This is a genomic window from Nocardia sp. NPDC058499 (assembly GCF_042719915.1).
In the GTDB taxonomy this organism is placed as follows: Bacteria; Actinomycetota; Actinomycetes; order Mycobacteriales; family Mycobacteriaceae; genus Nocardia.
On record NZ_JBHXMZ010000005.1, the window covers coordinates 534,523 to 557,724 of the forward strand.

Consider the following 23,202-nt stretch of genomic DNA (forward strand, 5'->3'; position numbering starts at 1 on the left):
TATATGTAACGAAAAGTAGCATGAAATACGGCTGGAGGCGCGGTGTTCACAGGAAGCGGCAAAGACAGTTCGCCGCAATGCTATTCGCCGCGAAATTGCCACGACCATCGAAGCCGCACACGCATCCCGTTCGACCGATCACGGTCACGGCCTGCTACGGCAGACAGCACAGGCGATATCCGCGACGACGGCGCCGGGATCGAACGAGCCGCCGCCGATCCCGGCCACCGCAGGCGAGGCGATCAGTCGCGGAAGGCGTCCTTCACCTTCTCGCCGGCATCCTTCAGATTCGATTTGACCTGATCGGCCTTGCCTTCGTTCTTCTTGTCCTCGTCACCGGCGGCCTCGCCGTACTTCTCCTTGGCCTGACCGGCGAGCTCCTCGGCCTTGTTGCTGACCTTGTCGGTTCCGCTCACAGCCGGACTCCTCTCGTCGGGGCGACCGGCCTGCCCGATCCGGCCGGTCTGCGGCGCGGGTAACCATCGACCGGCCACGTAAACAAGCGGTGCCGACGGAATCAGGCCGGATGCCCGGGTTCCAGATCTGCGACGTGGTGATAACGCAGCGCCCCCGGCTGCGACTGCCGAACCTCTCCCACCTCCGGCGCAAGCACGAATCCCATATGATCACCGAAATCGTGCCGGGCGAGAACACGGCCACAGAACCAGGCCGCGGCATCGTCCAGCACCGGCACATCATGCGGACCGGCCCGCCACGAGCAGTGCGCGAACTTATCGATCTCGTCGCCTGTCTCCCCGCCGAAGAGCAGCGCAAGCGAGGCATGGTCGCTGCCGATCAGATGCACGCCCAAGAATTCCGTGCGCTGCGCGAGCCGGTAGGTGTGGTTCACCTCGGACAAGCACACCAGGAACCGCCGCGGTTCGATCGCCACCTGCGCGGCGAACCCCACCAAACACCCGGCCCGCCGCCCATCGGCGGCGAGTGTCACCACGAACACCGGCGGGTCGGCCGCGGCGATCAGAGCGTCGAAGAAATTCTCCGGCATGCGCTGTGTATAGCAGGCTGCGCGACTTCAGGCCCCACGGCTCGCGCCAGTGACCATGCATTGTCAGATCCGCTCTGCGACGCTCGCGGTGCGGCGACGAACGCAACCAAAGCACTGAAATTTCTATTGTGGCAGCCATACCCACCATCTACTATCAGTTGTAGTAGACATTGGGAGGGCGTGCCATGCATACGATTACAGTCGAGCGGATTATCGGGGCATCGAGAGGCGAGGTCTTCGCCTGGTTCGCCGATTCACGAAACTACGCTCGCTCGCCGGTAGTGCTGAGCAACCGCTGGACCCGCCTGGGAGACGAGAGGCCGTACGGCGTCGGTGCGGTTCGGGTTCACCTCTGGCTGATCGGATGGTTCCGCGAACGCATCACCGCGTACAACGCCCCGCACGGCTTCGACTACCTCGTCGAGCGCAGCTTTCCGCCCGCACGCCATGAAGGCGGCAGCATGACCTTCATCGAGGTGCCGGGCGGGACCCGAGTCGTCTGGAGCACGACCTCCGAGCTCCCGCTTCCCTTTCCTGCCCTGAGCGCCGCAGCGATGCGGTTGCTCGGGCCAGTGGTGGCCAAGGCGTTCGACACGATCCTCGATGCCGCCGAAGCTGCCCTCGCCGAGCCACCCAGCGCCCCGGCATGACTGTTGCGCAATCGGCCGCTGCGAGCCGGTGGTCGGCAGTTCGCGAGCTTCGCTGCGAACCGGCCGATAGACATCGGATGGCGTTTTCCTGGGACAGGACAGGCGGGCCCGGCGATGTGGGACGCCGGCAGATGGCGGCGCCGTTACGATGGCGTTCATGATCTGCGACCGAACGCAGCAGGCCGGCGGCGTGGTGGTGCGCCGGTCCCGGCCGGAGGATGCCGATGCCATCCGAATCTGATTCCGAGGAGCTGCTGGTGCCGGCTGTCTTGGGGCGAGCGCATGAAGAGGCCGAAGAACTGGCGGAGATTGCCGGACGGGCCGGGTTGCAGGTGGCGGTCGCGGAATCGCTGACCTCCGGGCAGCTGGCGGCGGCACTGGGCGCGGCGAGCCACTCGGGTGAGTGGTTCCGGGGGGCCGTGGTTGCTTACAGCAGAGCGGTCAAACATCATGTGCTGGGTGTGCCGGACGGGCCGGTGGTGTGTGCGCCGGCAGCCGCCGCGATGGCGGAGGGTGTGCGCACACTGTTCGAAGCGTCCCTAGCTGTTGGTGTCACGGGTGCCGGTGGTCCCGATCCGCAGGACGGGCACGAGCCGGGGTCGGTGTGGTTCGCCGTATCCGTGGACGGCTCGGTGCGGACGCACCATCGGATTTTCGACGGTGAACCCGCCGAGATCCTCGATCAGGTCGTGGTTTACGCGGTAGAACTGCTGCTCGGCGCCGCACGAGAACAGGCCGCCTGAGCCTGTTCCCGATCCGTTCGGTCAGGAACCGCGCAGCATGCGGCCCGCGGCCTCGACGGCCGGGCCCGAACTGCCGGCATCGGCGACGAAGACCGCGAAGGCGAGATCGCCGCGGATACCCACGAACCAGCCGTGCGCGTTCGTGTTGTCACCGTATTCGGCGGTACCGGTTTTGCCGAGCAGGCCGGGGATATCGGCCAGCTGGGTGGCGGTACCGCCGGTGACGGTCTCACGCATCATGGTTTTCAGCTGGTCGGTCACGGTGGCGGGCAGCGGTGGCGGGGTGCGGTCCGGTGTGCCGGGTTGGCCGGCCACCATCACCGGTGCCGGGGTCGCGCCGTCGGCGATCGAGGCGGCGACCAGCGCCATCCCGAACGGGGAGGCCGTAACTGCACCCTGGCCGATACTGGCCTCCACCCGCTCCGCCGAATTCGCCGGCACCGGCACGCTGCCCGTCACGGTGGTCAGTCCGGGTGTCACGTAGTCGACGCCGAGGCCGAGGCGTTCGGCGGTGGTGGTGAGCGCTTCCGGCGGCAACTGGACGGCCAGGCCGGCCATGGTCGTATTGCAGGATTGCGCGAAGGCGGTGTGCAGCGGGACCTGGCCCAGGTCGAAACTGTCGTCGTTGGGGATCCGGCGGCCCTCGATATCGGCGACGCCGGGGCACGGCAGCACGGTATCGGGGTTCGCGATACCGGCATCCAGGACCGCGGCGGTGGTTACCGTTTTGAAGGTCGAACCGGGCGGGTAGAGGCCGGTGAACGCGATGGGTCCTTCGGCGTCGGCGGCGGAGTTCTGACCGGCGGCCACGATTTCACCGGTGGACGGCCGGATCGCCACGATGGCCGCTGTCCGGCCGATCGGGTCCAGCGCGGTTTCCGCGGCGCGTTGCAGGCCCGCGTCGATGGTGGTGTGGATATCGGAGGTCTGCCCGGGGTCCCGGCCGGCGATCCGGACCGGGCCTTCCGGGGTGCGGGCCTGGACCACCCAGCCGGCGGCAGCGTCGGCCTGCTCCTGCCACAGTTCGGCCGGACCGGACAGGGTTTGCGCAGACAGTTCGCGGTCGGTGGTGAGCAGCCGGGTCTGCGGGGCCAGCGTGACCCCCGCGGTGGCGGTCAGCGCCTCGCGGATCGGCGCGATATCGGATTCACGCAAACTGATCGCGGTCACGGAGCCGCCGTGGGCCGCGGCCAGATCGGCGTCCAGCGAGGTCGCGGTGATGCCCGGCGCGATCGGCGAGACCAGATTCGCCACGGCCGCGGTATCGGCGCCGGGTGCGAGCTGGACCAGGGTCACCACCTGCTCGGTCAGCAGTTCCCCGCCCGACGCGTCGAGAACGCGCGCCGGTTCCGGATACACCGGCGCATAGGTCAGTTCCCCCTGGTCGAGACCGGGTGCGAGCACGGCCGGGTTCCAGCGGATGCGGTGGCCCGCATCGGTCTCCACGGCGGTGCCGGTGGTCGTGTACTTCCACTCGGCGCGCTGTTTCCCCAGCTTCCAGGTGGCCTCGAGGGTGAACGTATCGTCTTCGGTCCCGGCGACCGTGTAGGTCACCTCCTTACCCAGACCCTCGTACAGTGCGCCGACGGTCTGCTCCGCGCGGGCGGGGTCGTCGGTGAGCTGCGCCGCCGCGGCGATGTCGTCGCGGTTGAGCGCGTCGGCGAAACTGCCGGCCGTGGTTTCGGGCTCGGGCGGCCCGGAGGAGCAACCGGCCAGGGCCAGGCCGAGGATCGTCAGCAGTACGAGGACTTTCCGATCGATACGCATCACCTGCGACTGTATCGACCGCGGCCCGGCGACACGTCGCATCCCTGCCGAACGGCGCTTACGCGTCGCGACGGGAACCGCGGCGCCGAACCGCACACCGCTACGCCGCCGGGTCGCAACCACGCTCGGCGGCACCGAGCCGACCGCGGCATCCGAACCGCCGTCTACCCTCGTCTCATGCCTGACCCGTCCCCCACCGTCACCAGGTTGCGGCCGTTCGCGGCCACGATCTTCGCCGAGATGACCGAACTCGCCGTCCGGCACGAGGCGGTCAATCTCGGGCAGGGTTTCCCGGACAGCGACGGCCCCGCGGCCATGCTCGAGGTCGCCCGCGAGGCCATCGCCGGTGGCGGTAACCAGTACCCGCCGGGCCGGGGTGTGCCGGCGCTGCGGCGCGCGATCGCCGCGGACCGGGCCCGGCGCTACGGCACCCGGTACGACCCCGACAGCGAAGTGCTGGTGACCGTCGGCGCGACCGAAGCCGTGACCGCTGCGGTCCTCGGGCTGGTCGAGCCGGGTGCCGAGGTCGTGCTGATCGAGCCGTACTACGACTCCTATCCCGCGGCGATAGCGCTGGCCGGTGCCCGCCGCCGTACCGCCCGGCTCACCGCCGACGGCGACCGGTTCGTTCTCGACCACGACAGTCTGCGCGCCGCGATCACCCCGGCCACCCGGATGCTGATCCTGAACTCACCGCACAATCCCACCGGCACCGTCCTGGATCGCGCCGATCTGACCGCCATCGCCGAGATCGCCTGCGAGCACGATCTGCTGGTCCTGGCCGACGAGGTGTACGAGCATCTGGTGTACGACGGCGCCGAACACATCAGTATCGCCACCCTGCCGGGGATGGCGGAGCGGACACTGGTCGTCTCCAGCGCGGCCAAAACGTTCAGCGTCACCGGCTGGAAGATCGGCTGGATCTGCGGACCGGCCGCATTGATCGACGGCGTCTTGGCCGCCAAACAATTCCTCACCTTCGTCGGCGGTGGCCCGTTCCAGCCGGCTGTCGCCCATGCCCTCACCCACGAACTCGAGTGGGTGGCCGCGCTTCGGGATTCGCTGGCCGAACGCCGGTTGCGGTTGTCCGCGGCGCTGGCCGATACCGGGTTCCGTGTGCATCCGAGTGCCGGTAGCTATTTCGTCTGCGCCGATATCCGCCCGCTCGGCGCGGACGACGATATCCGGTTCTGCCGTGAACTGCCCGAACGGCTGGGTGTGGCGGCGGTGCCGGTCAGTGTTTTCACCGATGATCCCGCGTCGTGGCGCCACCTCGTCCGGTTCACCTTCTGCAAGCGCCCGGAAACCTTGGACGAGGCGGTGCGCCGGCTCACGCCCGACCATTGAACCGGGGTCGTCAGCTCCTGCCCTCGGGATAGACGGGTACGTCGTCGTCCCACGGCTGGCGGACCACCATATCGGCGACCCGCACGTACCCGCGTTCGAATTCACCGGTCGCGGCGTCCACCAGGCGGTAGTTCTGCTGCTGCCGCTGGATCGGCTGGGCGTCCAGCAGCACCACCCGCACCTCACCGGGTTCGAAACCGCAGCGTTGCTGCAGGGCGGCGATCAGTTGTTCGTTGTGGAGGTGGCCGTCGCCGAAGTTCCAGCCCAGTGCGGTGGAGCAGATCCGTTCACCGTCGGTGAGGACGTAGTCCTTCTCGTCACCCCCGGCCATCGCCCGATGCGCGAGGGTGAACAACGCCTTGCCGTGGGTGTTGAATGCGCGGAAGGCATATCCGAGATACAGCGGGATCTGGGCCGCCTCCCGGCTGCCGTAGTAGCGCTCGAGCTGGGCGGCCGGCATGGCGGCCACGGCGGTGATTCCGGCGCGGATCTTGGCATCGGCCGACGGTTTGATGCACCACAGGGTGGTGTCCCAGTTGCCGGCGTAGTACCGCATTCCAGGCAGGAAGGAGACCTTGCGCGGGAACATGTTCCCGATCGCGACCGTTCCCGCGAGGACCACGAACAGGAGCACCACCGGTAGCGGATTACCCAGATCGGCCGGGCCCACATCCGCATGCCCGACGAACAGCGTCAACAACCCGAAGATCATGAAAACGTTCCACTCGAGCGGCACTCCCATCGGAATCGCGGTGAGGATCACCAGGTGGAAGCAGATGAGGGCGATCGCGGCGACCGTGGTCGGCAGGCCCCCATCGCTGAAGAACAACACCAGCGGGGCCAGCATCTCGACCGCAGTACCACCGTGGGCGAACAGCCGCGACAGCCGTCCCGGTCGCAGATCGTCCGGGAACCGTTCGAAGAACAGGCGTTTGAGCGCGCGCGGCCGCACCACCGGACTGTTGGACATCATTGTCGACACCACGAACGGGAAATGCTTGTTCAGCTTCGATACCGCCGCGCCGACCCAGATGGCGACGAACACGACCTTCGCGGCGACGATCGTATCGGCACCACCGAACAGGAAGGTGACCGTGAGCGCCCCGTACACCTCGCCGCGCGCCGCCAGGAAGATCACCTTGTCGCGCAAGCCGAGCACGGCCAGCAGGACGAGAACCGCCGCGATCTCCCAGGCCGGCAGCAGGCCCACCGACGACCCGATCTCGGGTATCGGCCCGGTACCGTCCGAGAACAACCCGACCAGCAGCATGATCAGCAGCGCCGCATACAGCGCGGCGTCGAACGGGGTCCGGGTCGTGCCCCGCGTCAGCGGCACCCGCCCCGGCCACGGTGGCAGCCGGATCGTGCCGGGCCGCAACCAGTACAGGATCGACCCCATCGGCGGGAAGAAGCGGTTGTTCAACGGTCCGAAACCACAGCCCAGGCCGACGACTTCGAACAGCATCGTGAACAGCACGACCTTCTGGAACACGATCGGTTCCGACCACCACGACCCGACCGCGGTGAACCCGTCGATGCCGGTGGTGGTCAGCGCGAACAGCATTCCGCCCAGGATGTAGAGGGCGATCTTGACCACGTAGAACAGGTGTAGTGACGGCGGCGTGCCGAAACCCACCTCGGCCCAGTGCCGCGCCATCGGCCGGATCTTCTCCGCCCTGGTGCCGCGGCCCCACTCGTCCAAATCCACCACCGGAAGCTCCGGCCGGAGCATGCCGAACAACCGATCCGTTGTACCCACTGGCACCCGATCCTTCTTCGTTCAATCAACTGATTGAAAAGTACTACGGACGGGCCGGTTGCGACCGGCGTTTCGCCCGAACGAACCCGAACGGGCCGGTCGGTCACGATTACCGGGCGATACTCCGCGCAACCCCCACGAACAATGCCGTCAACTGCTCGACCAGTTCGGATCGGTCCAGCGCCAACTCCCCCACGGAGAACGCCCACAAGGTATCGGACCAGCCGCCGACCAGCAGATACCCCGCAGTTTCGAGCATGCGGGGATCCGCGCGCCCGAACTCACCGGCCGCCGCCGCGAGGTAAGGCCCCAGGGCGGCGACCGAACGGAGCAGCAGCGCCTCCCGGCGGCGGGCCAGCGCCGGATCTCCCGCGGTGTGCAGGATGCGCAGTAGCCGCGGATCGTCGACGAACGCCGACACCATGATGGCGATGGCCTCGTCGGCGGCCGCCGCTTCACCCGGTGTCAGTAGTTCGGCGACCCGCCGGACGATGCCCTGTTCGAGCCGATCGACCACCGCGTCCAGCAGAGCGTCGAGATCAGCGAAGTTCTCGTAGAAGTAGCGATTGTTCAGCCCGGCTTCCCGGCATACGCCGCGGACGGTCACGCCGGAGGTTCCTGCGGAGTCCAGCAGATGCACTGCGGCGTCCAGCAACCGTTCACGGCGGGAGTGCTGCCGATCGGAGAAAGGAACGCCACCGTACGACTGGCCGGATACCTCGGGACCGGTCATCTCGCGGACCTCCTCATTTCTGTGCGCACGGATCACCTTGCCGAGCCCCGCCTCCGGGGTTACTCTGGCAACACCTGTTACCAGAGTAGCGAGGGAGGCCGAGATGGCCCCGCACACCCCAACGACCACCGCCGGAAAACCGATGGTTCCCGGCATGCCGCTGCGCGAGTTCGACACCCTCGAGGCCGAGCACGACTATGTGCTCACCGATGAATCGGGCACCCTACCGGCAGGTCTGCGCGGAACGCTCTATCGCAACGGAATGGGACGCTGGGAATCGGGCGGCTCACCGGTCGGGCATGTTTTCGACGGCGACGGCATGCTATCGGTATTCGCCTTCGACGGGCAGCGCGTCCGGTTCCGGAATCGCTATGTCCGCACCACCCACTTTCTTCGCGGGCAGCACAGCCGCGGCCCGGCCGGCCGCGGCACGGGCACCCTGCGCGGTGACGGCAGCTTTCGCGCGAACGCCTTTCGGTGGCCGCTGTCGAATCAGGCGAATACGAACGTCGTCTGGCACGCCGGTGAGCTGCTGGCGCTGTGGGAGGGCGGGAAACCGCACGCCATCGACCCGGACACCCTCGAAACCAAGGGTATTCACGATTTCGCGGGCGGCCTGCGGGGTTTCGGATCCTTCTCCGCCCACCCCAAGATCGACGTACGCACCGGCGAACTGTTCAATTTCGGCACCACCTTCCTGCCGTTTCCCGGGCTCGCCGCCTACCGGGTCGATACGACGGGCACCCTGCACACCCTCGCACGCTGGCGCACCCCGGTGCCGCGGCTCAATCACGATATCGGGCTCACCGACAGGTACCTGGTCTTCGTCGTGCCTCCCATGACGGTCTCACCCGCCGGTATGCTGCCGGTTTTCCTGGGCCTGCGACCGCTGGGCAGTGCCCTCGGCTTCCGACCCGAAATCGGCACCGAGATCGTGCTGGTCCCGCGCGACGGTGGCCGCCGGATACATCTGCACACCGACGCAATGCTGCATTTCCATCTCACCAACTGCTACGACGACGGCGCCGATACCGTGATCGAATTAATCCGCTACACAGCGGATTTCGATACGCTCTGGGATCATTTCCAGCACGGGTTCCGCACCGCACCGGAACAGCCGGCCGTCGGCGGACCGCTCACCAGATTGCGGGTCACCCGGACAGGCCGGGTCATCCGCGAGGATCTCACCGACCGGATCGCGGAGTTTCCGCAGATCGACGCCCGGATGACCGGCCGCCGGCACCGCTATTCCTATTCCGTCGATGTCGCCCACCACCGCAAGGTCTCCGGCGACCAGGACGCCGGCTATGAGGTGGTCCCCAGCGGGGTCACCGTCCTCGACCACGAGCGCGGCGCCGAAGCCACCTACGAGATACCGAATTACGGTTCCGTCTGCGAGACGGTGTTCGCGCCGCGGTTTCCTGGCGCTCCGGAAGGAGACGGCTGGCTGCTCACCGTCGAGTACTTGCGCGACGAACACCGGTCGCGGCTGCTGGTGCTGGATGCGCGATATCCCGAGCGGGGGCCGGTCTATGTGGGCGGGTTACGCCATCATCTTCCCCTGGGACTGCACGGATCCTTCACCACGCGGATCGCGGCGTGAATATCGTCGGCGCACGGAAATCCCGCGACGGGTCCGGACGCCCGGCAGGTCGCGTGCCGGACTATTCGACCAGCCCCTCGCTCTTCAGCCAGTCGTAGGCGACATCGGCCGGGTCCTCGCCGTCGATATCGACGCGGGCGTTGAGGTCCTGCATCAGATCGTCGGTGAGGCGTTCGGAGATGGTGCCCAGTAGCGCGCGCACCGGTGGATATCGTTCGAGGATCTCGCCGCGCACCACCGCGGTGCCGCTGTAGGGCAGGAAGAATTTCCGGTCGTCTTCGAGGACCACCAGTTTCAGGTTCTTCACCCGGCCGTCGGTGGTGTAGACCATGCCGAAGTTGCAGGGGGCGCTCTGGGCGGTTGCCGTGTAGACGACGCCGGCGTCCATCCGGGTGACGTTCGCGGCGGGCACACCGTTCGGATCGTTGTACGGGATCCCGTATTTCTCCAGCATCGGCAGGAACCCGTCGGAGCGGCTGAAGAATTCGTCGTCGACGCAAAAGGTGCGGTCGGCGACCGGAAGCGCGGCCACATCGGACAGTGAGCGCACACCCAGCCGTTCGGCTGCCGGCGCCGACGCGGCGAATGCGTAGGTGTTGTTGAAGTTGGCCGGCGGCAACCATTCCAGGTCGTATTCGCTTTTCTCGATATCGTGGACGGCCTGCCACAGTTCCTGTGGATCGGGGATGATCTCGGTCTGGTTGTGGTAATTCACCCAGCCGGTGCCGGTGTATTCCCAGAGCACATCGGCGTCACCGTTCAACTGGGCCTGCCGCGACGACGCCGATCCCGGGGCGCCGGTGAGATCGGTGACCTCGGCACCCGCCGCGGCCAGATAGGTGGCGGTGATCTTGCCCAGCAGCACCCCTTCGGTGAAGCTCTTGGAGGTGACGGTGAGCCGCGCGCCGTCCAGCGGGCGGGCACCGCCGGGCAGGGTCGCATCGTGGAAGGTCCCCGACGAACTCACCAGCCCGCACCCGGTGAGCAGCAGCGCCAGCGCGGCGACCAGGGCGAGCAGCCGGGCGCGTGGCGCGGTCATGAGATACCTCGCGGAGTCGCGGCCAGTTCGACGAGCCGGCCCAGCCAATCGATGATCAACGCCAGCAGCGCGACCAGGATCGCGCCGGAGACGAGCAGTTTCGGCAGGAACAGGGTGACCCCGGTGGTGATCAGTGTGCCGAGGCTGGTGGCGCCGATGAAGGTGCTCAGTGTCGCGGTGCCCACCAGGATCACCAGTGCGGTGCGCACCCCGTTGAGGATCACCGGCACCGCCAGCGGTAGTTCCACCTGCAGCAGGGTGCGGGCGCCCGAGAAGCCGATCCCGCGTGATGCCTCGATCGTGCGCTGATCCACTTGCCGCAGCCCCACGATCGTGTTCTGCAGAATCGGCAGCACCGCGTACACGACCAGGCCCACGATCGCCGTCCGGAATCCGGTGCCCAGCCAGAAGGTGAACAGCACCAGCAGGCCGACCGCGGGCGCGGCCTGGCCGATATTGGCGATATTGACGGCGAGAGGTTCGAATCGTTTCAGCGCGGGCCGGGTGAGCGCGATACCCAGCGGTATCGCCACCACGACCACGATCACCGTGGCCACCACGGTCAGTTTGATGTGCTCGAGAATGGTGGTCTGCAGGTTCGCCCAGCTCAGCGACGCCTGCTCGGTCGGAGTGAAGGTCGTCGACCGGTACCACAGCAGGTAACCGGCGCCGATGACCACGATGATGAGCGGTTCGAACCAGACATCCAACGGCACGCGGCGTAGCCGGTTCATGACGGCCCGGCCGAATCACTGTCTTCGCCACCGGATTCCGCGGTGCCGCCTGCGGTCGACTCGGGACGCGCGGAGCCGGCCGACTCGGGCGCGGTGCCGGTCGCCGGGAACTGCGCGCCCGTTCCGGGTGCGGAGCGTTCGCCACCGGGCGCGGCGGGGATTTCGTCGTCGGCCGCGACCACGGGAGTCGGCGCCGGATCCGTACCGTCCACGTAGGTGGTGTAGGAGACCTCGGCGTCCTCCTCGCGCACTTCGGCGAGTTTGTCCCGGATCAGTTCGGTCACCGAACCGATACTCAGCGATCCGACCACCGCCCCGCGGCCGTCGGTGACCAGCGCGGCGCCCTGGCTGGTCGCGAGCATGGCGTCCAGTGCGTCGTTGAGGGTCGAAGACCGGGCGACCACCGGCAGCCGCCGGTCCAGGAAATCGGAGATCACGGGTTTGGTCTCCATTTCCGTGAGTGTCGGCCAGGACCGCGGTCGCCCGGCGCCGTCGACCACCACCACCCAGCTGTGCCCGGCGGCTTTCGCGCGTTCGATCACGGCGGGCGCCGGTTCACCTACGCGGGCGGTGATCACGTCGTGGGTTTCGACATCGCGCACCCGGGATACGGTCAGATACGCGAGTTTCGCCCCCGAGCCGACGAATTCCTCGACGAAGGGGGTCGCGGGGTCGGTGAGGATTTCCTCCGGGGTCGCGTACTGCTCGATATGACCGCCCTCGGACAGGATGAGCACCCGGTCGCCGAGTTTGGTCGCCTCCTCGAAATCGTGGGTGACCACCACGATGGTTTTCCCCAGTTCGTGCTGGATGGCCAGCAGACTGTCCTGCAGGCGGGCCCGGGTGATCGGGTCGACCGCGCCGAACGGTTCGTCCATCAGCAGTACCGGCGGATCGGCCGCCAGTGCGCGCGCTACCCCGACGCGCTGCTGCTGCCCGCCGGACATATCCTTCGGCAGGCGGCCGGCGAATTCCGCCGGGTCGAGACCGACGAGGTCGAGCAGGTATTCCGTACGTTCGGCGATCCGCTGTTTGTCCCAGCCCAGAACCCGCGGAATCGCGCCGATGTTCTTGGCGACCGTCCAGTGCGGGAACAGCCCACCGGACTGGATGACATAGCCGATGGACTGCCGCAGTTTGTCCGGGTCCTCCCGGGTGACATCACGGTCGCCGATGAGGATCCGGCCCTCGGTCGGTTCGATCAACCGGTTGATCATCTTCAGTGTGGTCGTCTTACCGCAACCCGACGGCCCGACGAAGGCGACGATCTCCCCCGCCGCGATCTCCAGGTCCAGGCAGGCCACCGCGGGAGTCTCCTGGCCCCGGTAGCGTTTGACGACCGAATCCAGGGTGATGGACGCGCCGGTCACCGCCCGTTCCGGTGTCGCCGGCGCGGGCCGGCCGGTCACAGCCTCGCTCATGACAATCCCTTTGCGATAGTGAAACGCCCGAGCCCGACGAGCAGCGCGTCGAAAACCAGCGCGATGGCGACGATGAGAATGGTGCCGGTCAACGCCATTTCCAGCGCGTTCGCACCGCCGAGCCGGGACAGGCCGTTGAAGATCAGCGAGCCGAGGCCCGGACCGAGCACGTAGGCGACGATGGCGGCGACGCCGACGATCATCTGCGTGGACACCCGGATACCGGTGAGGATCACCGGCCAGGCGATGGGCAGTTCGACGGTGAGCAGTATCCGCCACCGGGAAAAGCCGATACCCCGGGCCGATTCGACGACCGAGGCCGGGACCGAACGCAATCCCACGATCGCGTTGCCGATCACCGGCAGCGCCGCGAAGAACGCCAGCATCAGGAAAGAAGGCACCACACCGAGCCCGAACGGCACCAGCAGCAGCGCCAGCAGAGCCAGGGAGGGAATGGTCAGCGCGACCCGGCTCGAGGTCAGCGACAGTGCCGACAGCAGCGGCAGCCGGTAGACCGCGACCGCGATGAGGACCGCGACGATACTGCCGGCCAGCACGGTCTGGAAGGCCAGCGACGCATGCTGATAAGTGAGGAACGCCAGCGTCTCACCTCGCCCCTGGACGTAACTCCACAGATTCACGGGGATTCCCCTCGTCGACGGCGGATCGGCCCGGCACCGGCCCGCGCGAATTCACAGACGCGTGAGTCGCCACACTAACCGAAATCCGGGCACCTGACCGGGTACGGCACGCGGTGGGTGGGGCACCGGATCCCGCGCCGCGGCGGGATATACCTGTCGCACCAGCAGCGATCCCATGCCCCGTGCTGCCGTGACCCATTACCATCGCAGTGATTTCATACCCGCGTGCGGAACGCCGGCGATCACGCTCTGTCGGATGCCCACCCACCGCGCAGTCACAACCGGCCGATCACCTCCGGGTCTCATGCTCCGAACCTTCCGGAACACCCTGTGCATACGTCTCGCGAAGAACGGTTTTCAGTACTTTGCCGCTGGGATTGCGCGGGAGCTCGGTGACCACCGCGATCTGCTTGGGGCATTTGTATCCGGCCAGCTGGGTGCGGGCGAATTCCTCGACTCCCGCGGCGGTCGGCGGTGTGGAGGGGTCCGCCGCGACGAGCACCGCGAGCGGTGCCTCGCCCCAGGTGGGATGCGGGACACCGATCACCGCGACATCGGCGATCCCGGGGTGCGCGGCGAGGATGTTCTCCACTTCGGCGCAGTAGATGTTCTCCCCGCCCGAGATGATCATGTCCTTTTTCCGGTCGACGACGAAGAGGTAGCCGTCTTCGTCCTGGCGCACCAGATCACCGGAGTGGAACCAGCCGCCGGCGAAGGCCCGTTCGGTCTCTTCGGGTTTGTTCCAGTATTCCTTCATCACCGTCGGACCCCGGTAGACGATTTCGCCCACCTCCCCGGCCGGCACATCGTTCATCTCGTCGTCGACGATGCGCATCTCGACATTCAGGATCGGCATCCCCACCGAGCCGATTTTGCGTATCGCGTCGTCCCCGCGCAGGGTGCAGGTCACCGGGCTGCATTCGGTCTGCCCGAATGCCGTCGACACCGATGCCTGCGGGAACGTCTCGATCATGGTGCGCAACAACGTGGTCGAGGCGGGCGCTGCGCCCCAGGAGATCTGTCGCAGCGCGGAGAGGTCGTACTTCCCGATATCCGGGAGCGCGCAGATCGCCTGCCATTGCGCCGGGACGAAGAAACAGCTGGAAACACGTTCCCGCGCCAGGAGTTCCACCGAGGCCGCGGGATCGAATCCACCGGAGGCCGTGATCACGAAGGTACCGCCGGGCAGCAGGCACATCAGATAACTGGACAACCCGGCGATGTGGAACAGCGGTGCGCCGTTGAGCGCCACCGGGTCGACATCGCCGGCGGTGCCCTGGTGCAGGCTGACGCTGAAAGCGTGCAGCAGCAGGTTGGTATGGGTCAGCACCGCACCCTTCGGGCGGCCGGTGGTGCCCGAGGTGTACATGATGTACGCCGCCGAATTCTCGTCGACGGGATTCGCCCGGCACTCCGGATCGGCCGCGGCGAGCGCGGTCTCGTAATCGTCGCCGTACTCCCCGGCGGCGCCGGGTTCGCCGCCGCTCACCAGACAGGTCCGCAATCCGGGCGCCTTGCGCCGCGCATCGGCCAGGACACTCGCGAACCGGGCGTCCACCACGGCCGCGACCGCGCCGGAATCCTCCAGGAGATAAGCGATTTCGGCGGCGGTCAACCGGAAGTTGATCGGGACGCAGATCGCACCGGCTCGCATCGGTGCGAGAAACGCCTCCACGACCTCCATCGAGTTCAGGCCGAGTACGGCGACCCGGTCCCCCGGGCCGACGCCACGGTCCCGTAATGCGTTCGCCAACCGGGAAACCCGCTCGTCCAACGTGCGGTAGTTACGCGATATTCCACCGAATCGCAAGGCCGGAGTGTCCGGCGCCTTCCGTGCGTGGCGGGCGAGCTGATCGCCTGCGCTCATTCCTCGGGACATCATTTCCGCAGCACCGGCCATGTTGCACTCCAGATTCGGGTCGATCGAATCCGAAGCCTACGCCCGTCCCGTATCGCTGCGTAGCGTATTCGGCATTCTCCGAGAGCCCCGGCCGCTTGCCGATATCGCGCCGGATTCAGGCGTGCACGGCGGGCAGGTCGACGGTGATCGGCACGGTTTCCCAGCCGCGCATGGTCGAGGTGGACGAGAGCTCCAACGCGTCCCAGTCGACCTCCCAGGCCGGGAAGCGTTTCAGGAACTCCTCCAGCGCGACCCGCGCCTCGAGCCGGGCCAGCGAGGCACCCAGGCAGTAGTGGGTGCCGAAGCCGAAGGTCCGCAGATTGCTGATCCGGCGGTGGATATCGAAGGTGTCGGGATCGTCCCAGCGGCCGGGGTCGCGATTGGCGGAGGCGACCAGCAGCATCATGGCGCTGCCGGCCGGCACCGTGGTGCCGTGCAGTTCGATATCGGTGGTGACGTAGCGGGCGATGGCGTGGCCGGTGGGTTCGAAACGCAGGGTTTCCTCGATCGCCTTCGGGATGAGCCGCGGATCCTCGACGAGTTCGGCACGCTGCTCCGGGTGGCGGGCCAGTAGTGTTCCCAGCCAGCCGAGCAACCGGGCGGTGGTTTCGTTGCCGGCGCCGGCGACCACCGTGATGTAGGTCAGGATCTCCTGCCGGGTCAGGGTGCGCGTCACGCCTTCGGTGTCTTCGAACTGCGCGTTCAGCAGCTCGGTCATCAGATCGTCGGAAGGATGCTCGGCGCGCCAGTCGATGTATTCGGCGAACGTATCGGTATGCGGGATCGCCTGCTCCGATACCTGCATCTGCTGTCCGGGTTCGGTGCGCAGATTCGCGTCCGCCCGATCGCGGACACCCTGCTGGTCGGATTCCGGGATACCGAGCAGCATGCCGATCACCCGCATCGGTACCTCGTTGGCGAACGAGGTCATGAGGTCGAAACGCCCCGTGCCGGCGAGGCGGTCCAGCGACCGGGTGCACAGGTCCCGGATCTGCGGTTCCAGGGAGAGCACCCGCCGCGGCGTGAACACCCGCGCGAGCAGCGCGCGGTGGATATCGTGCGCCGGCGGGTCCTCCATCAGCAGGGTGCCCGGCGGGATCTCGACTCCCGCCTTGATGATCTCCAGGATCGGTCCGCGCGACGAGGAGAAGGTCTGCCAGTCCAGCAGGGCGCGATCGACATCGTCGTAGCGGCTCAGCACGTAGAAATCATGCTCGTCGTTGTAGTAGAGCGGTGCTTCGTCGCGTAGCCGGCGGTAGATCGGGTAAGGGTCGCGGGCGATATCACGATCGAAGGGGTCCCAATAGATCCGGTCTGCACGGGCCACGGCGAGCTCCTTCGATCGCTGCGGGGGTCTTGCGACGTTCCACGATCGGGAGCATCACGGCGAGAAGAACCCCATTTCTATCATTCGGTAACGACGTTACCCATTGTGCCGACTCCATGCCTGCGGATTGCGATAGTTGTCTGGATCCACCTCGCTCCGCGCACCCGACCACCCGGCCGACCGACCGCCTGCGAGGCGCAAGACTCCGGCTCCGCGACAACGGCGGGACATGGACGGCAACGGGGCCGTTCCGGAAGAAACCGGCCCGAACAGAAATAGTTTCGTTTCAGGCCCATGTTTGCGGGGAGCATTCCGACCGCAAAACCACCGATCCGGAATCGTCCCTGCTCACACGGCCGCAGAGGAACGGGACCACGGTGGATGTTTTGCCCGACTTCGCCGGTAACGAATGCGTCACGTTACCATCGCCCCCCGTGACCGACACCATGGTGAGGGCGGACCTGACGCCCCCGGAGCAATCTCGGGCCACCCGGTCCGCACGCGGACAATGGGCGAGCCCGGTGGCGTTGCTCGCCGGCCTCCTCGCCACCCTGTTCGCCCTCGCTGTCCCGCTCCTGCCGGTCCATGTCGACAAGACGACACTCACCTGGCCGCAGCAAGGTTCCACGGACAGCATCGCGGCCCCGCTGATCTCCTACGCACCGGTCTCGTTCGACGCCGACATCCCCGGCCCGGCACTACAGCAACTGACCGACGAGGGCGGCCTGGCGGCGGCGACCATGCCCGCCGACGCGCCCGATCTGGAGAAGTACGGATTCGTTGCGCGGGTCCAGCCCGCGGCGGACGGCTCGCCCGCCCGCCTCGAGGTGGTGCTGCGCAGCCAGTCGATGTTCAGTGTCCCGGTCGCCGAACTCGGTGACGCGACCCTCACCGTGCACTCCGATAATTCCGGCACCACCGCCGAGCTCACCGGAACCGATACCGAGCCGGTGTTCCTCGCGGGCGATTTCCGGCCACAGCTGGTGGGTGTTTTCAGCGATCTCACCGATTCGGCCGGAACGACGGTGACCGCGGAGGTGGACAGCCGTTTCTCGGTCGTCCCGACCTTCGTCAAACGGGCCGCCGGAGTGCTGGCGGTGCTGTGTGCGCTGGTCTCCCTCGTGGCACTGTTCCGGCTGGACCATTCGGCAGGACGGCGCATACGCCGCCTGCTACCGCAGCGCTGGCTGACCTTCACCGCTGTCGACGCCACGGTGCTCACGACCCTTGTGGTCTGGCATTTCATCGGATCCACGACCTCCGACGACGGCTACCAGTTCGGGATGGCCCGCACCTCGCTGGCATCCGGTTATATGGCCAACTATTTCCGGTTCTTCGGCGTCCCCGAGAACCCGGTCGGCACGCCGCCCTACGACGTGATCGCCCATATGACCGAACTCAGCATCGCCAGCCCCTGGGTGCGGTTGCCGACCTTGCTCGCCGGGTTCCTCGCCTGGCTGACCCTGAGCCGGGAAGTGATCCCCCGGCTCGGTGTCGTCCTGCGGCACGACAAGGTCGTCGTCTGGACCGGTGCGCTCGGATTCCTGGCGGTGTGGCTGCCGTACAACAACGGGTTGCGCCCGGAACCGGTGATCGCGGTCGCGGTGCTGCTCACCTGGTGCTTCGTCGAACGTGCCATCGCGACCAGGCAGCTGCTGCCATATGCGATCGCCATTCTGATCGCCGCGTTCAGCCTGACCGCGGCGCCGTCGGGCGTGATCTGTTTCGCGCCGCTGGCGGCCGGGGCGCGATCGGTCGTCCGGTTCGGTATCGCCCGGGCACGGAAGATGTCGGCCGGACCGCCCTGGTCCGCGCGGATCATGGCCTACGGCGCACTACTGGCACCGTTGGCCGCCGCCGGAACCCTCGTCCTGGTGTTCGCTTTCGCCGTCCAGCCCCTGTCGGCGATGTTCGAGATGACCCGGGTGCACAACGAGGTGGGCCCCTCCATTCCCTGGTACGACGACTATGTCGCCTACCAGCGACTGTTCACCCCCACGGCCGACGGTTCGATCGGGCGCCGGTTCGGGATGGTCGCGATGTGGCTGGGGCTGCTGGTGTGCGCGTTCGTGATGCTGCGTAAGGGCGGCCGGATCCCGTTCGTCGCGCCCGGCCCGGCGAAACGGCTGCTCGGGATCACCTTCGGCGCGATGCTGCTGATGGCGACCGTCCCGACGAAGTTCACCCACCACAACGGTGTTTTCGCCGGGCTCGCCGGGGCCGTCGCCGTGGTCACCGCGGTGGCGGTGGGACCGAAGGTGATGCGGGCCCCGCGCTACCGGGCCTTGTTCGCGGCGGTTGTCGCGGTGGCGATGGCGCAGATCTTCACCGGCGTCAACAAATGGTTCTACGCCTCCGATCACGGGATCCCGTGGTGGAACGAGCCGCCCTCGATCGCCGGTCTCGGGATGAGCGAGATCTTCCTGACCGTGGCCGTGGTGTGCCTGATACTCGCCGGCTGGTGGCATCTGCGCGCCCCGGAACCGGGAACACCGCATCGGGTATCGCGCCGCGCCTGGCGGCTGGCGAAGATCCCGCCGCTGACGGTGGCGGCAGCGGTGATCGTGGTGTTCCAGGTGGGCTCGTTCGCGACCGCCGCCGCCACGCAATACCCGGCGTTCTCGCTGGCCCGGTCCAATATCGACGCGGTCCGCGGCGAACCGTGCGGGATGGCCAACGATGTGCTCGTCGAAACCGATCCGAATGCCGCGATGCTCACCCCGCTGTCCGGCGACGCCGAGAGCACCTTCGCCGGTGACAGCGCCGGTTTCGTACCGAACGGCGTCGCGAACGTGACCTCCGACGACGACCAGTCGAAGGACGAGGAGAGCAGTATCGCCGACGCTCTGGAAGACGAGGGCTCCGACGGTAGTTCCCGGACGCAGACCGGCGGCGCTCCCCTGCCCTTCGGCCTGTCCGCCACCACCCCGGTACTCGGGACCGCCGGCCGGCAGGAGGCGGCCGAACTGACCACCGGCTGGTACCGGCTGCCCGAACCGCAGGACCGCGACGGCATCATGGCGATCACCGCGGCGGGCCGCTTCCGGGCGACCACCCAGGACGGTTCGGTGATGCCCGGCCAGCCGATCGATATCGAATACGGCACCGCGGAATCGGCGACCGGCGCCCGGCCCCTCGGCCAGGTGCTGCCCATCGATATCGGCCCGACCCCGTCCTGGCGGAACCTGCGGGTGCCGCTGGACCAGATCCCGGAGCAGGCCGATGTGGTCCGCATCAAGGCCAAGGATCTGTCCGTCGATGCCCAGGAGTGGATGGCGCTCACCCCACCGCGTATCCCGCGGACGCAAACTCTCAACGACCTGATCGGGTCGGACCAGCCGGTGCTGCTGGACTGGGCCGTGGGCCTCCAGTTCCCGTGCCAGCGGCCCTACGACCACAAGGACGGGATCGCCCAGCCACCCGGCTGGCGCATCCTGCCCAACCGCCCGGCCTCGCACACCACCTCGCTGTGGCAGAGCCACGACGGCGGCGGCCCGCTGGGCTGGACCCGCCAGCTGCTGCGTTCACAAACCCTCGCGACCTACCTGAAGGACGACTGGAGCCACGATTGGGGTCAGCTGCAGCGGTTCACGCCGATCGACCGCGCGGCACGTCCGGCGCAACCGTCGGTCGACCAGGAGACGCACGGCGGTCTGTGGTCGCCCGGGCCGATCAACGTCAAATGGTAGTGCCGAGCGGTGTCCGCGGGAGCGCAGCTAGGATTCTGTAGATGAGAAGCGAAAGATACTCCCTCGCAGGTGTTCTCGCCGTCGCTGCGGTAACCGCGGTGGCGCCCGCCGCAGCTGCCTTCCCCACCGGATCGGCCGGTTTCGGCGACGGCCGGGACGTGGTGATCGTCGACAACACACTCGAACTCAGCGATCTCGATGCGTGCTGGGCGAGTGGCTTCCAGCGCGATATCCGCTTCGAGAACCGAAGCACTCGCGATTTCCGCGTATACAACACCCCGGATTGCACCGGGGTGCCCGTGGCAACGGTCCCCGCGGGCCACACCGCGACCCACTACGGCTGGTCGGCTTCGGCCCGGTAATCGTTCGAGGGCCCGGCAGCGAGTACCACTGCCGGGCCCTGCAGGTCGGGACAGTTGCACGGATGGACGACATCGTGACGCGATTGCGCTCAGCTCTCCCACCAGTGGCCGGAGATGCCGGAGTCAGTCGCAGACAGCACCGTTCGACGCCGAACCGACCAGGCGTACATACTTCGCGAGCACTCCGCGGGTGTATCGGGACGGTAGCGGCGACCAGCCGTCGCGGCGGCGGGTGAGTTCCACCGGTTCGACCAAGAGGTCGAGGGTTCCGGCCGCGACGTCGAGGCGGATACGGTCACCGTCGCGGACGAAGGCGATGGGTCCCGCGTCCACCGCTTCCGGGGCCACATGGCCCACGCAGAGGCCGGTGGTGCCGCCGGAGAATCGTCCGTCGGTCAGCAGCAGCACATCCTTGCCCAGTCCGGCGCCCTTGATGGCACCGGTGATCGCGAGCATCTCGCGCATACCCGGGCCACCCTTGGGGCCCTCGTAGCGGATGACCACCACATCACCGGCCGTGATCGTCCCATCGGCGAGGGCGTCCATGGCAGCGCGTTCCCGGTCGAAAACCCGGGCGGTGCCTTCGAAGACATCGGAATCGAATCCGGCCGATTTCACCACGGCGCCGCCGGGTGCCAGCGAACCGTGCAGGATGGTGATACCGCCCGTCGGGTGGATCGGGGACGTCAGCGCGCGCACGACCTTCCCGTCCGGATCCGGTGGCGCGATCTCGGCGAGGTTCTCCGCGACGGTGCGGCCCGTCACGGTCAGGCAGTCACCGTGCAGCAGCCCGGCGTCCAGCAAGGTTTTCATCAGGACCGGTACACCGCCCACGCGGTCGATATCGGTCATCACGTGCCGGCCGAACGGTTTGACATCGGCCAGATGCGGGACCTGCCGGCCGACCCGGGCGAAATCGTCGAGGCTCAGCGCGACCCCGGCCTCGTGCGCGATCGCCAGCAGATGCAGCACGGCGTTGGTGGAGCCGCCGAAGGCCATAACCACCGCAATGGCGTTCTCGAACGCCTCCTTCGTGAGGATATCGGCGGTGGTGATCCCCCGCCGGATCAGTTCGATCACCGCCGCCCCGCTGCGCCGGGCGTAACCGTCGCGCCTGCGGTCCGTCGCCGGCGGCGCCGCGCTGCCGGGCAGCGACATCCCGAGCGCCTCGGCAGCGCTGGCCATCGTATTGGCCGTGTACATCCCGCCGCACGCACCCTCACCGGGGCAGATGGCGCGCTCGATGGCGTCCACGTCCGCTCGGCTCATCAACCCGCGCGCGCAGGCGCCCACGGCCTCGAACGCGTCGATGATGGTCACCTCGCGTTCACTGCCGTCGGAGAGTTTCGCGATCCCCGGCAGGATGGATCCGGCGTAGAGGAACACACTGGCCAAGTTGAGCCGGGCCGCCGCCATCAGCATGCCGGGCAGCGATTTATCGCATCCGGCCAGCAGCACCGAACCGTCGAGCCGTTCGGCTTGCATCACCGTCTCCACGCTGTCGGCGATGACCTCGCGGGAGACCAGCGAGAAATGCATCCCCTCATGCCCCATCGAGATACCGTCGGACACCGAGATGGTGCCGAACTGCATGGGGAACCCGCCCGCTTCGAACACACCGTCTTTACAACCGCCGGCCAGCCGGTCCAGCGACAGGTTGCACGGCGTGATCTCGTTCCACGAGGAGGCGACACCGATCTGGGGTTTCCCCCAGTCGTCGTCGCCCATACCGACCGCGCGCAACATTCCGCGCGCGGCGGTTTTCTCCAAGCCGTCGGTCACATCGCGGCTGCGGGGTTTCATATCGGGGGTAGCGGGGGTTACTGAATCATCGGACACAAGGCCATCGTCCTCTCCCTGTGGCCAGATCTCCGAGTCCCACGCCGGTCGGGCGCATGCGACCGCGCCTGTCCCCGCCGTTTCCACCACGAGGCCGCGTCGGTAACGGTGGGGATCGCTGTTGTCGAGTTGTCGGCGTGGAATCCCGGCCTCGTCGAGCAGAGCCACGGCAGGGCTCAGGCCTGCGACCCCGAGCCGTTCCAGGACTGCGCCACCCCTCGAGAGGCGGTGCCCCGGCGAGATGTGTCATGGTTCGATCTCGCCGCCGAGCGCGCCGGAAGCCGCGGCACCGACACCCTGTTGCTGCTGGAAAACCCGTCGGTCGGGCGCGCTGGTGCCCGGCCCCGTCTGCCTGCGAACGGCGGCATGGTCTCGATCAGCCGGGCCACAACTCCGCCGGCGGGCCGGCCGGATCGTCACGGAGCTCGCCGGCCTTGTCCGGCGCACCCAGCAGTATTCATCCGGGGGCCGGCGGCGATGGACATCTACTGCCCTCGGTGCCGAGCGCCGGGCGCCCCATCACGAGACCCCTGCGGGCGCCTGATCGCGAGACCCCTGCGGGCGCCTGATCGCGAGACCCCTGCGGGCGCCTGATCGCGAGACCCCTGCGGGCGCCTGATCGCGAGACCCCTGCGGGCGCCT

18 protein-coding genes are annotated in these 23,202 nt (G+C 67.6%); 6 read left to right on the forward strand and 12 right to left on the reverse strand.

What is annotated here, in order from left to right:
• Positions 1–242: 242 nt before the first annotated feature.
• Both ACFWPH_RS18890 and ACFWPH_RS18895 read right to left on the reverse strand, forming a co-directional pair.
• The gene (locus ACFWPH_RS18890) at positions 243–416 is read right to left on the reverse strand and encodes a CsbD family protein (protein WP_195053695.1); all 174 of its coding nucleotides are present in this window, start codon (positions 414–416) and stop codon (positions 243–245) included.
• Between the two features lie 101 nt (positions 417–517).
• On the reverse strand, positions 518–1,006 hold the full coding sequence (locus ACFWPH_RS18895) for a flavin reductase family protein (protein WP_378752623.1): 489 nt from the start codon (positions 1,004–1,006) through the stop codon (positions 518–520).
• A gap of 185 nt (positions 1,007–1,191) precedes the next feature.
• On the opposite strand from ACFWPH_RS18895, the gene ACFWPH_RS18900 reads away from it, so the two are divergent.
• Complete coding sequence (locus ACFWPH_RS18900; protein WP_378752625.1) at positions 1,192–1,656, forward strand: SRPBCC family protein; 465 nt, start codon at positions 1,192–1,194, stop codon at positions 1,654–1,656.
• A gap of 224 nt (positions 1,657–1,880) precedes the next feature.
• Positions 1,881–2,399 carry a CinA family protein gene (locus ACFWPH_RS18905; protein WP_378752627.1) on the forward strand — a complete coding sequence of 173 codons (519 nt, stop codon included), beginning with the start codon at positions 1,881–1,883 and terminating at the stop codon, positions 2,397–2,399.
• Between the two features lie 21 nt (positions 2,400–2,420).
• Here the strand turns inward: ACFWPH_RS18905 and ACFWPH_RS18910 are convergent, their stop codons facing one another.
• Complete coding sequence (locus ACFWPH_RS18910) at positions 2,421–4,166, reverse strand: penicillin-binding transpeptidase domain-containing protein (protein WP_378752629.1); 1,746 nt, start codon at positions 4,164–4,166, stop codon at positions 2,421–2,423.
• Between the two features lie 177 nt (positions 4,167–4,343).
• On the opposite strand from ACFWPH_RS18910, the gene ACFWPH_RS18915 reads away from it, so the two are divergent.
• Entirely contained in the window at positions 4,344–5,513 is a 1,170-nt protein-coding gene (locus ACFWPH_RS18915) for a pyridoxal phosphate-dependent aminotransferase (RefSeq protein ID WP_378752631.1), read from the forward strand.
• 10 nt (positions 5,514–5,523) lie between these two features.
• Here the strand turns inward: ACFWPH_RS18915 and ACFWPH_RS18920 are convergent, their stop codons facing one another.
• Together ACFWPH_RS18920 and ACFWPH_RS18925 are read right to left on the reverse strand one after the other, a co-directional pair.
• Positions 5,524–7,245 (reverse strand): DUF3556 domain-containing protein, encoded by a 1,722-nt coding sequence (locus tag ACFWPH_RS18920; RefSeq protein WP_378752692.1) that lies wholly within the window; start codon positions 7,243–7,245, stop codon positions 5,524–5,526.
• Between the two features lie 136 nt (positions 7,246–7,381).
• Positions 7,382–8,005 carry a TetR/AcrR family transcriptional regulator gene (locus tag ACFWPH_RS18925; protein ID WP_378752633.1) on the reverse strand — a complete coding sequence of 208 codons (624 nt, stop codon included), beginning with the start codon at positions 8,003–8,005 and terminating at the stop codon, positions 7,382–7,384.
• Between the two features lie 103 nt (positions 8,006–8,108).
• Between ACFWPH_RS18925 and ACFWPH_RS18930 the strand changes: the two genes are divergently transcribed.
• Complete coding sequence (locus ACFWPH_RS18930; protein WP_378752635.1) at positions 8,109–9,608, forward strand: carotenoid oxygenase family protein; 1,500 nt, start codon at positions 8,109–8,111, stop codon at positions 9,606–9,608.
• Positions 9,609–9,669: 61 nt separating this feature from the next.
• On the opposite strand, the gene ACFWPH_RS18935 is transcribed toward ACFWPH_RS18930, so the two are convergent.
• The 6 genes from ACFWPH_RS18935 to ACFWPH_RS18960 all read right to left on the reverse strand — a co-directional run bounded on the left by ACFWPH_RS18935 (position 9,670) and on the right by ACFWPH_RS18960 (position 16,670).
• The gene (locus ACFWPH_RS18935; protein ID WP_378752637.1) at positions 9,670–10,647 is read right to left on the reverse strand and encodes a glycine betaine ABC transporter substrate-binding protein; all 978 of its coding nucleotides are present in this window, start codon (positions 10,645–10,647) and stop codon (positions 9,670–9,672) included.
• Positions 10,644–11,381, reverse strand: a complete 738-nt coding sequence (locus ACFWPH_RS18940) for an ABC transporter permease (protein ID WP_378752638.1) — start codon at positions 11,379–11,381, stop codon at positions 10,644–10,646. The genes ACFWPH_RS18935 and ACFWPH_RS18940 overlap by 4 nt, the downstream gene beginning before the upstream one ends.
• Positions 11,378–12,802, reverse strand: coding sequence for an ATP-binding cassette domain-containing protein (locus ACFWPH_RS18945; RefSeq protein ID WP_378752640.1), 1,425 nt, complete (start codon positions 12,800–12,802; stop codon positions 11,378–11,380). The genes ACFWPH_RS18940 and ACFWPH_RS18945 overlap by 4 nt, the downstream gene beginning before the upstream one ends.
• Complete coding sequence (locus ACFWPH_RS18950) at positions 12,799–13,443, reverse strand: ABC transporter permease (protein ID WP_280418178.1); 645 nt, start codon at positions 13,441–13,443, stop codon at positions 12,799–12,801. The genes ACFWPH_RS18945 and ACFWPH_RS18950 overlap by 4 nt, the downstream gene beginning before the upstream one ends.
• A gap of 289 nt (positions 13,444–13,732) precedes the next feature.
• Positions 13,733–15,343: a long-chain-fatty-acid--CoA ligase gene (locus tag ACFWPH_RS18955; protein WP_378752642.1), complete on the reverse strand. Its 1,611-nt coding sequence runs from the start codon at positions 15,341–15,343 to the stop codon at positions 13,733–13,735.
• A 115-nt stretch (positions 15,344–15,458) separates the two neighbouring features.
• Positions 15,459–16,670, reverse strand: coding sequence for a cytochrome P450 (locus ACFWPH_RS18960; protein ID WP_378752644.1), 1,212 nt, complete (start codon positions 16,668–16,670; stop codon positions 15,459–15,461).
• Between the two features lie 446 nt (positions 16,671–17,116).
• On the opposite strand from ACFWPH_RS18960, the gene ACFWPH_RS18965 reads away from it, so the two are divergent.
• The gene (locus tag ACFWPH_RS18965; RefSeq protein ID WP_378752694.1) at positions 17,117–20,359 is read left to right on the forward strand and encodes an arabinosyltransferase domain-containing protein; all 3,243 of its coding nucleotides are present in this window, start codon (positions 17,117–17,119) and stop codon (positions 20,357–20,359) included.
• Between the two features lie 41 nt (positions 20,360–20,400).
• On the forward strand, positions 20,401–20,721 hold the full coding sequence (locus ACFWPH_RS18970) for a hypothetical protein (protein ID WP_378752646.1): 321 nt from the start codon (positions 20,401–20,403) through the stop codon (positions 20,719–20,721).
• Positions 20,722–20,844: 123 nt separating this feature from the next.
• Here ACFWPH_RS18970 and ilvD read toward each other — a convergent pair whose 3' ends face one another.
• A complete protein-coding gene (gene ilvD / locus ACFWPH_RS18975; protein ID WP_378752696.1) occupies positions 20,845–22,524 on the reverse strand; it encodes a dihydroxy-acid dehydratase in 1,680 nt (559 codons plus the stop codon).
• Between the last annotated feature and the right edge of the window lie 678 nt (positions 22,525–23,202).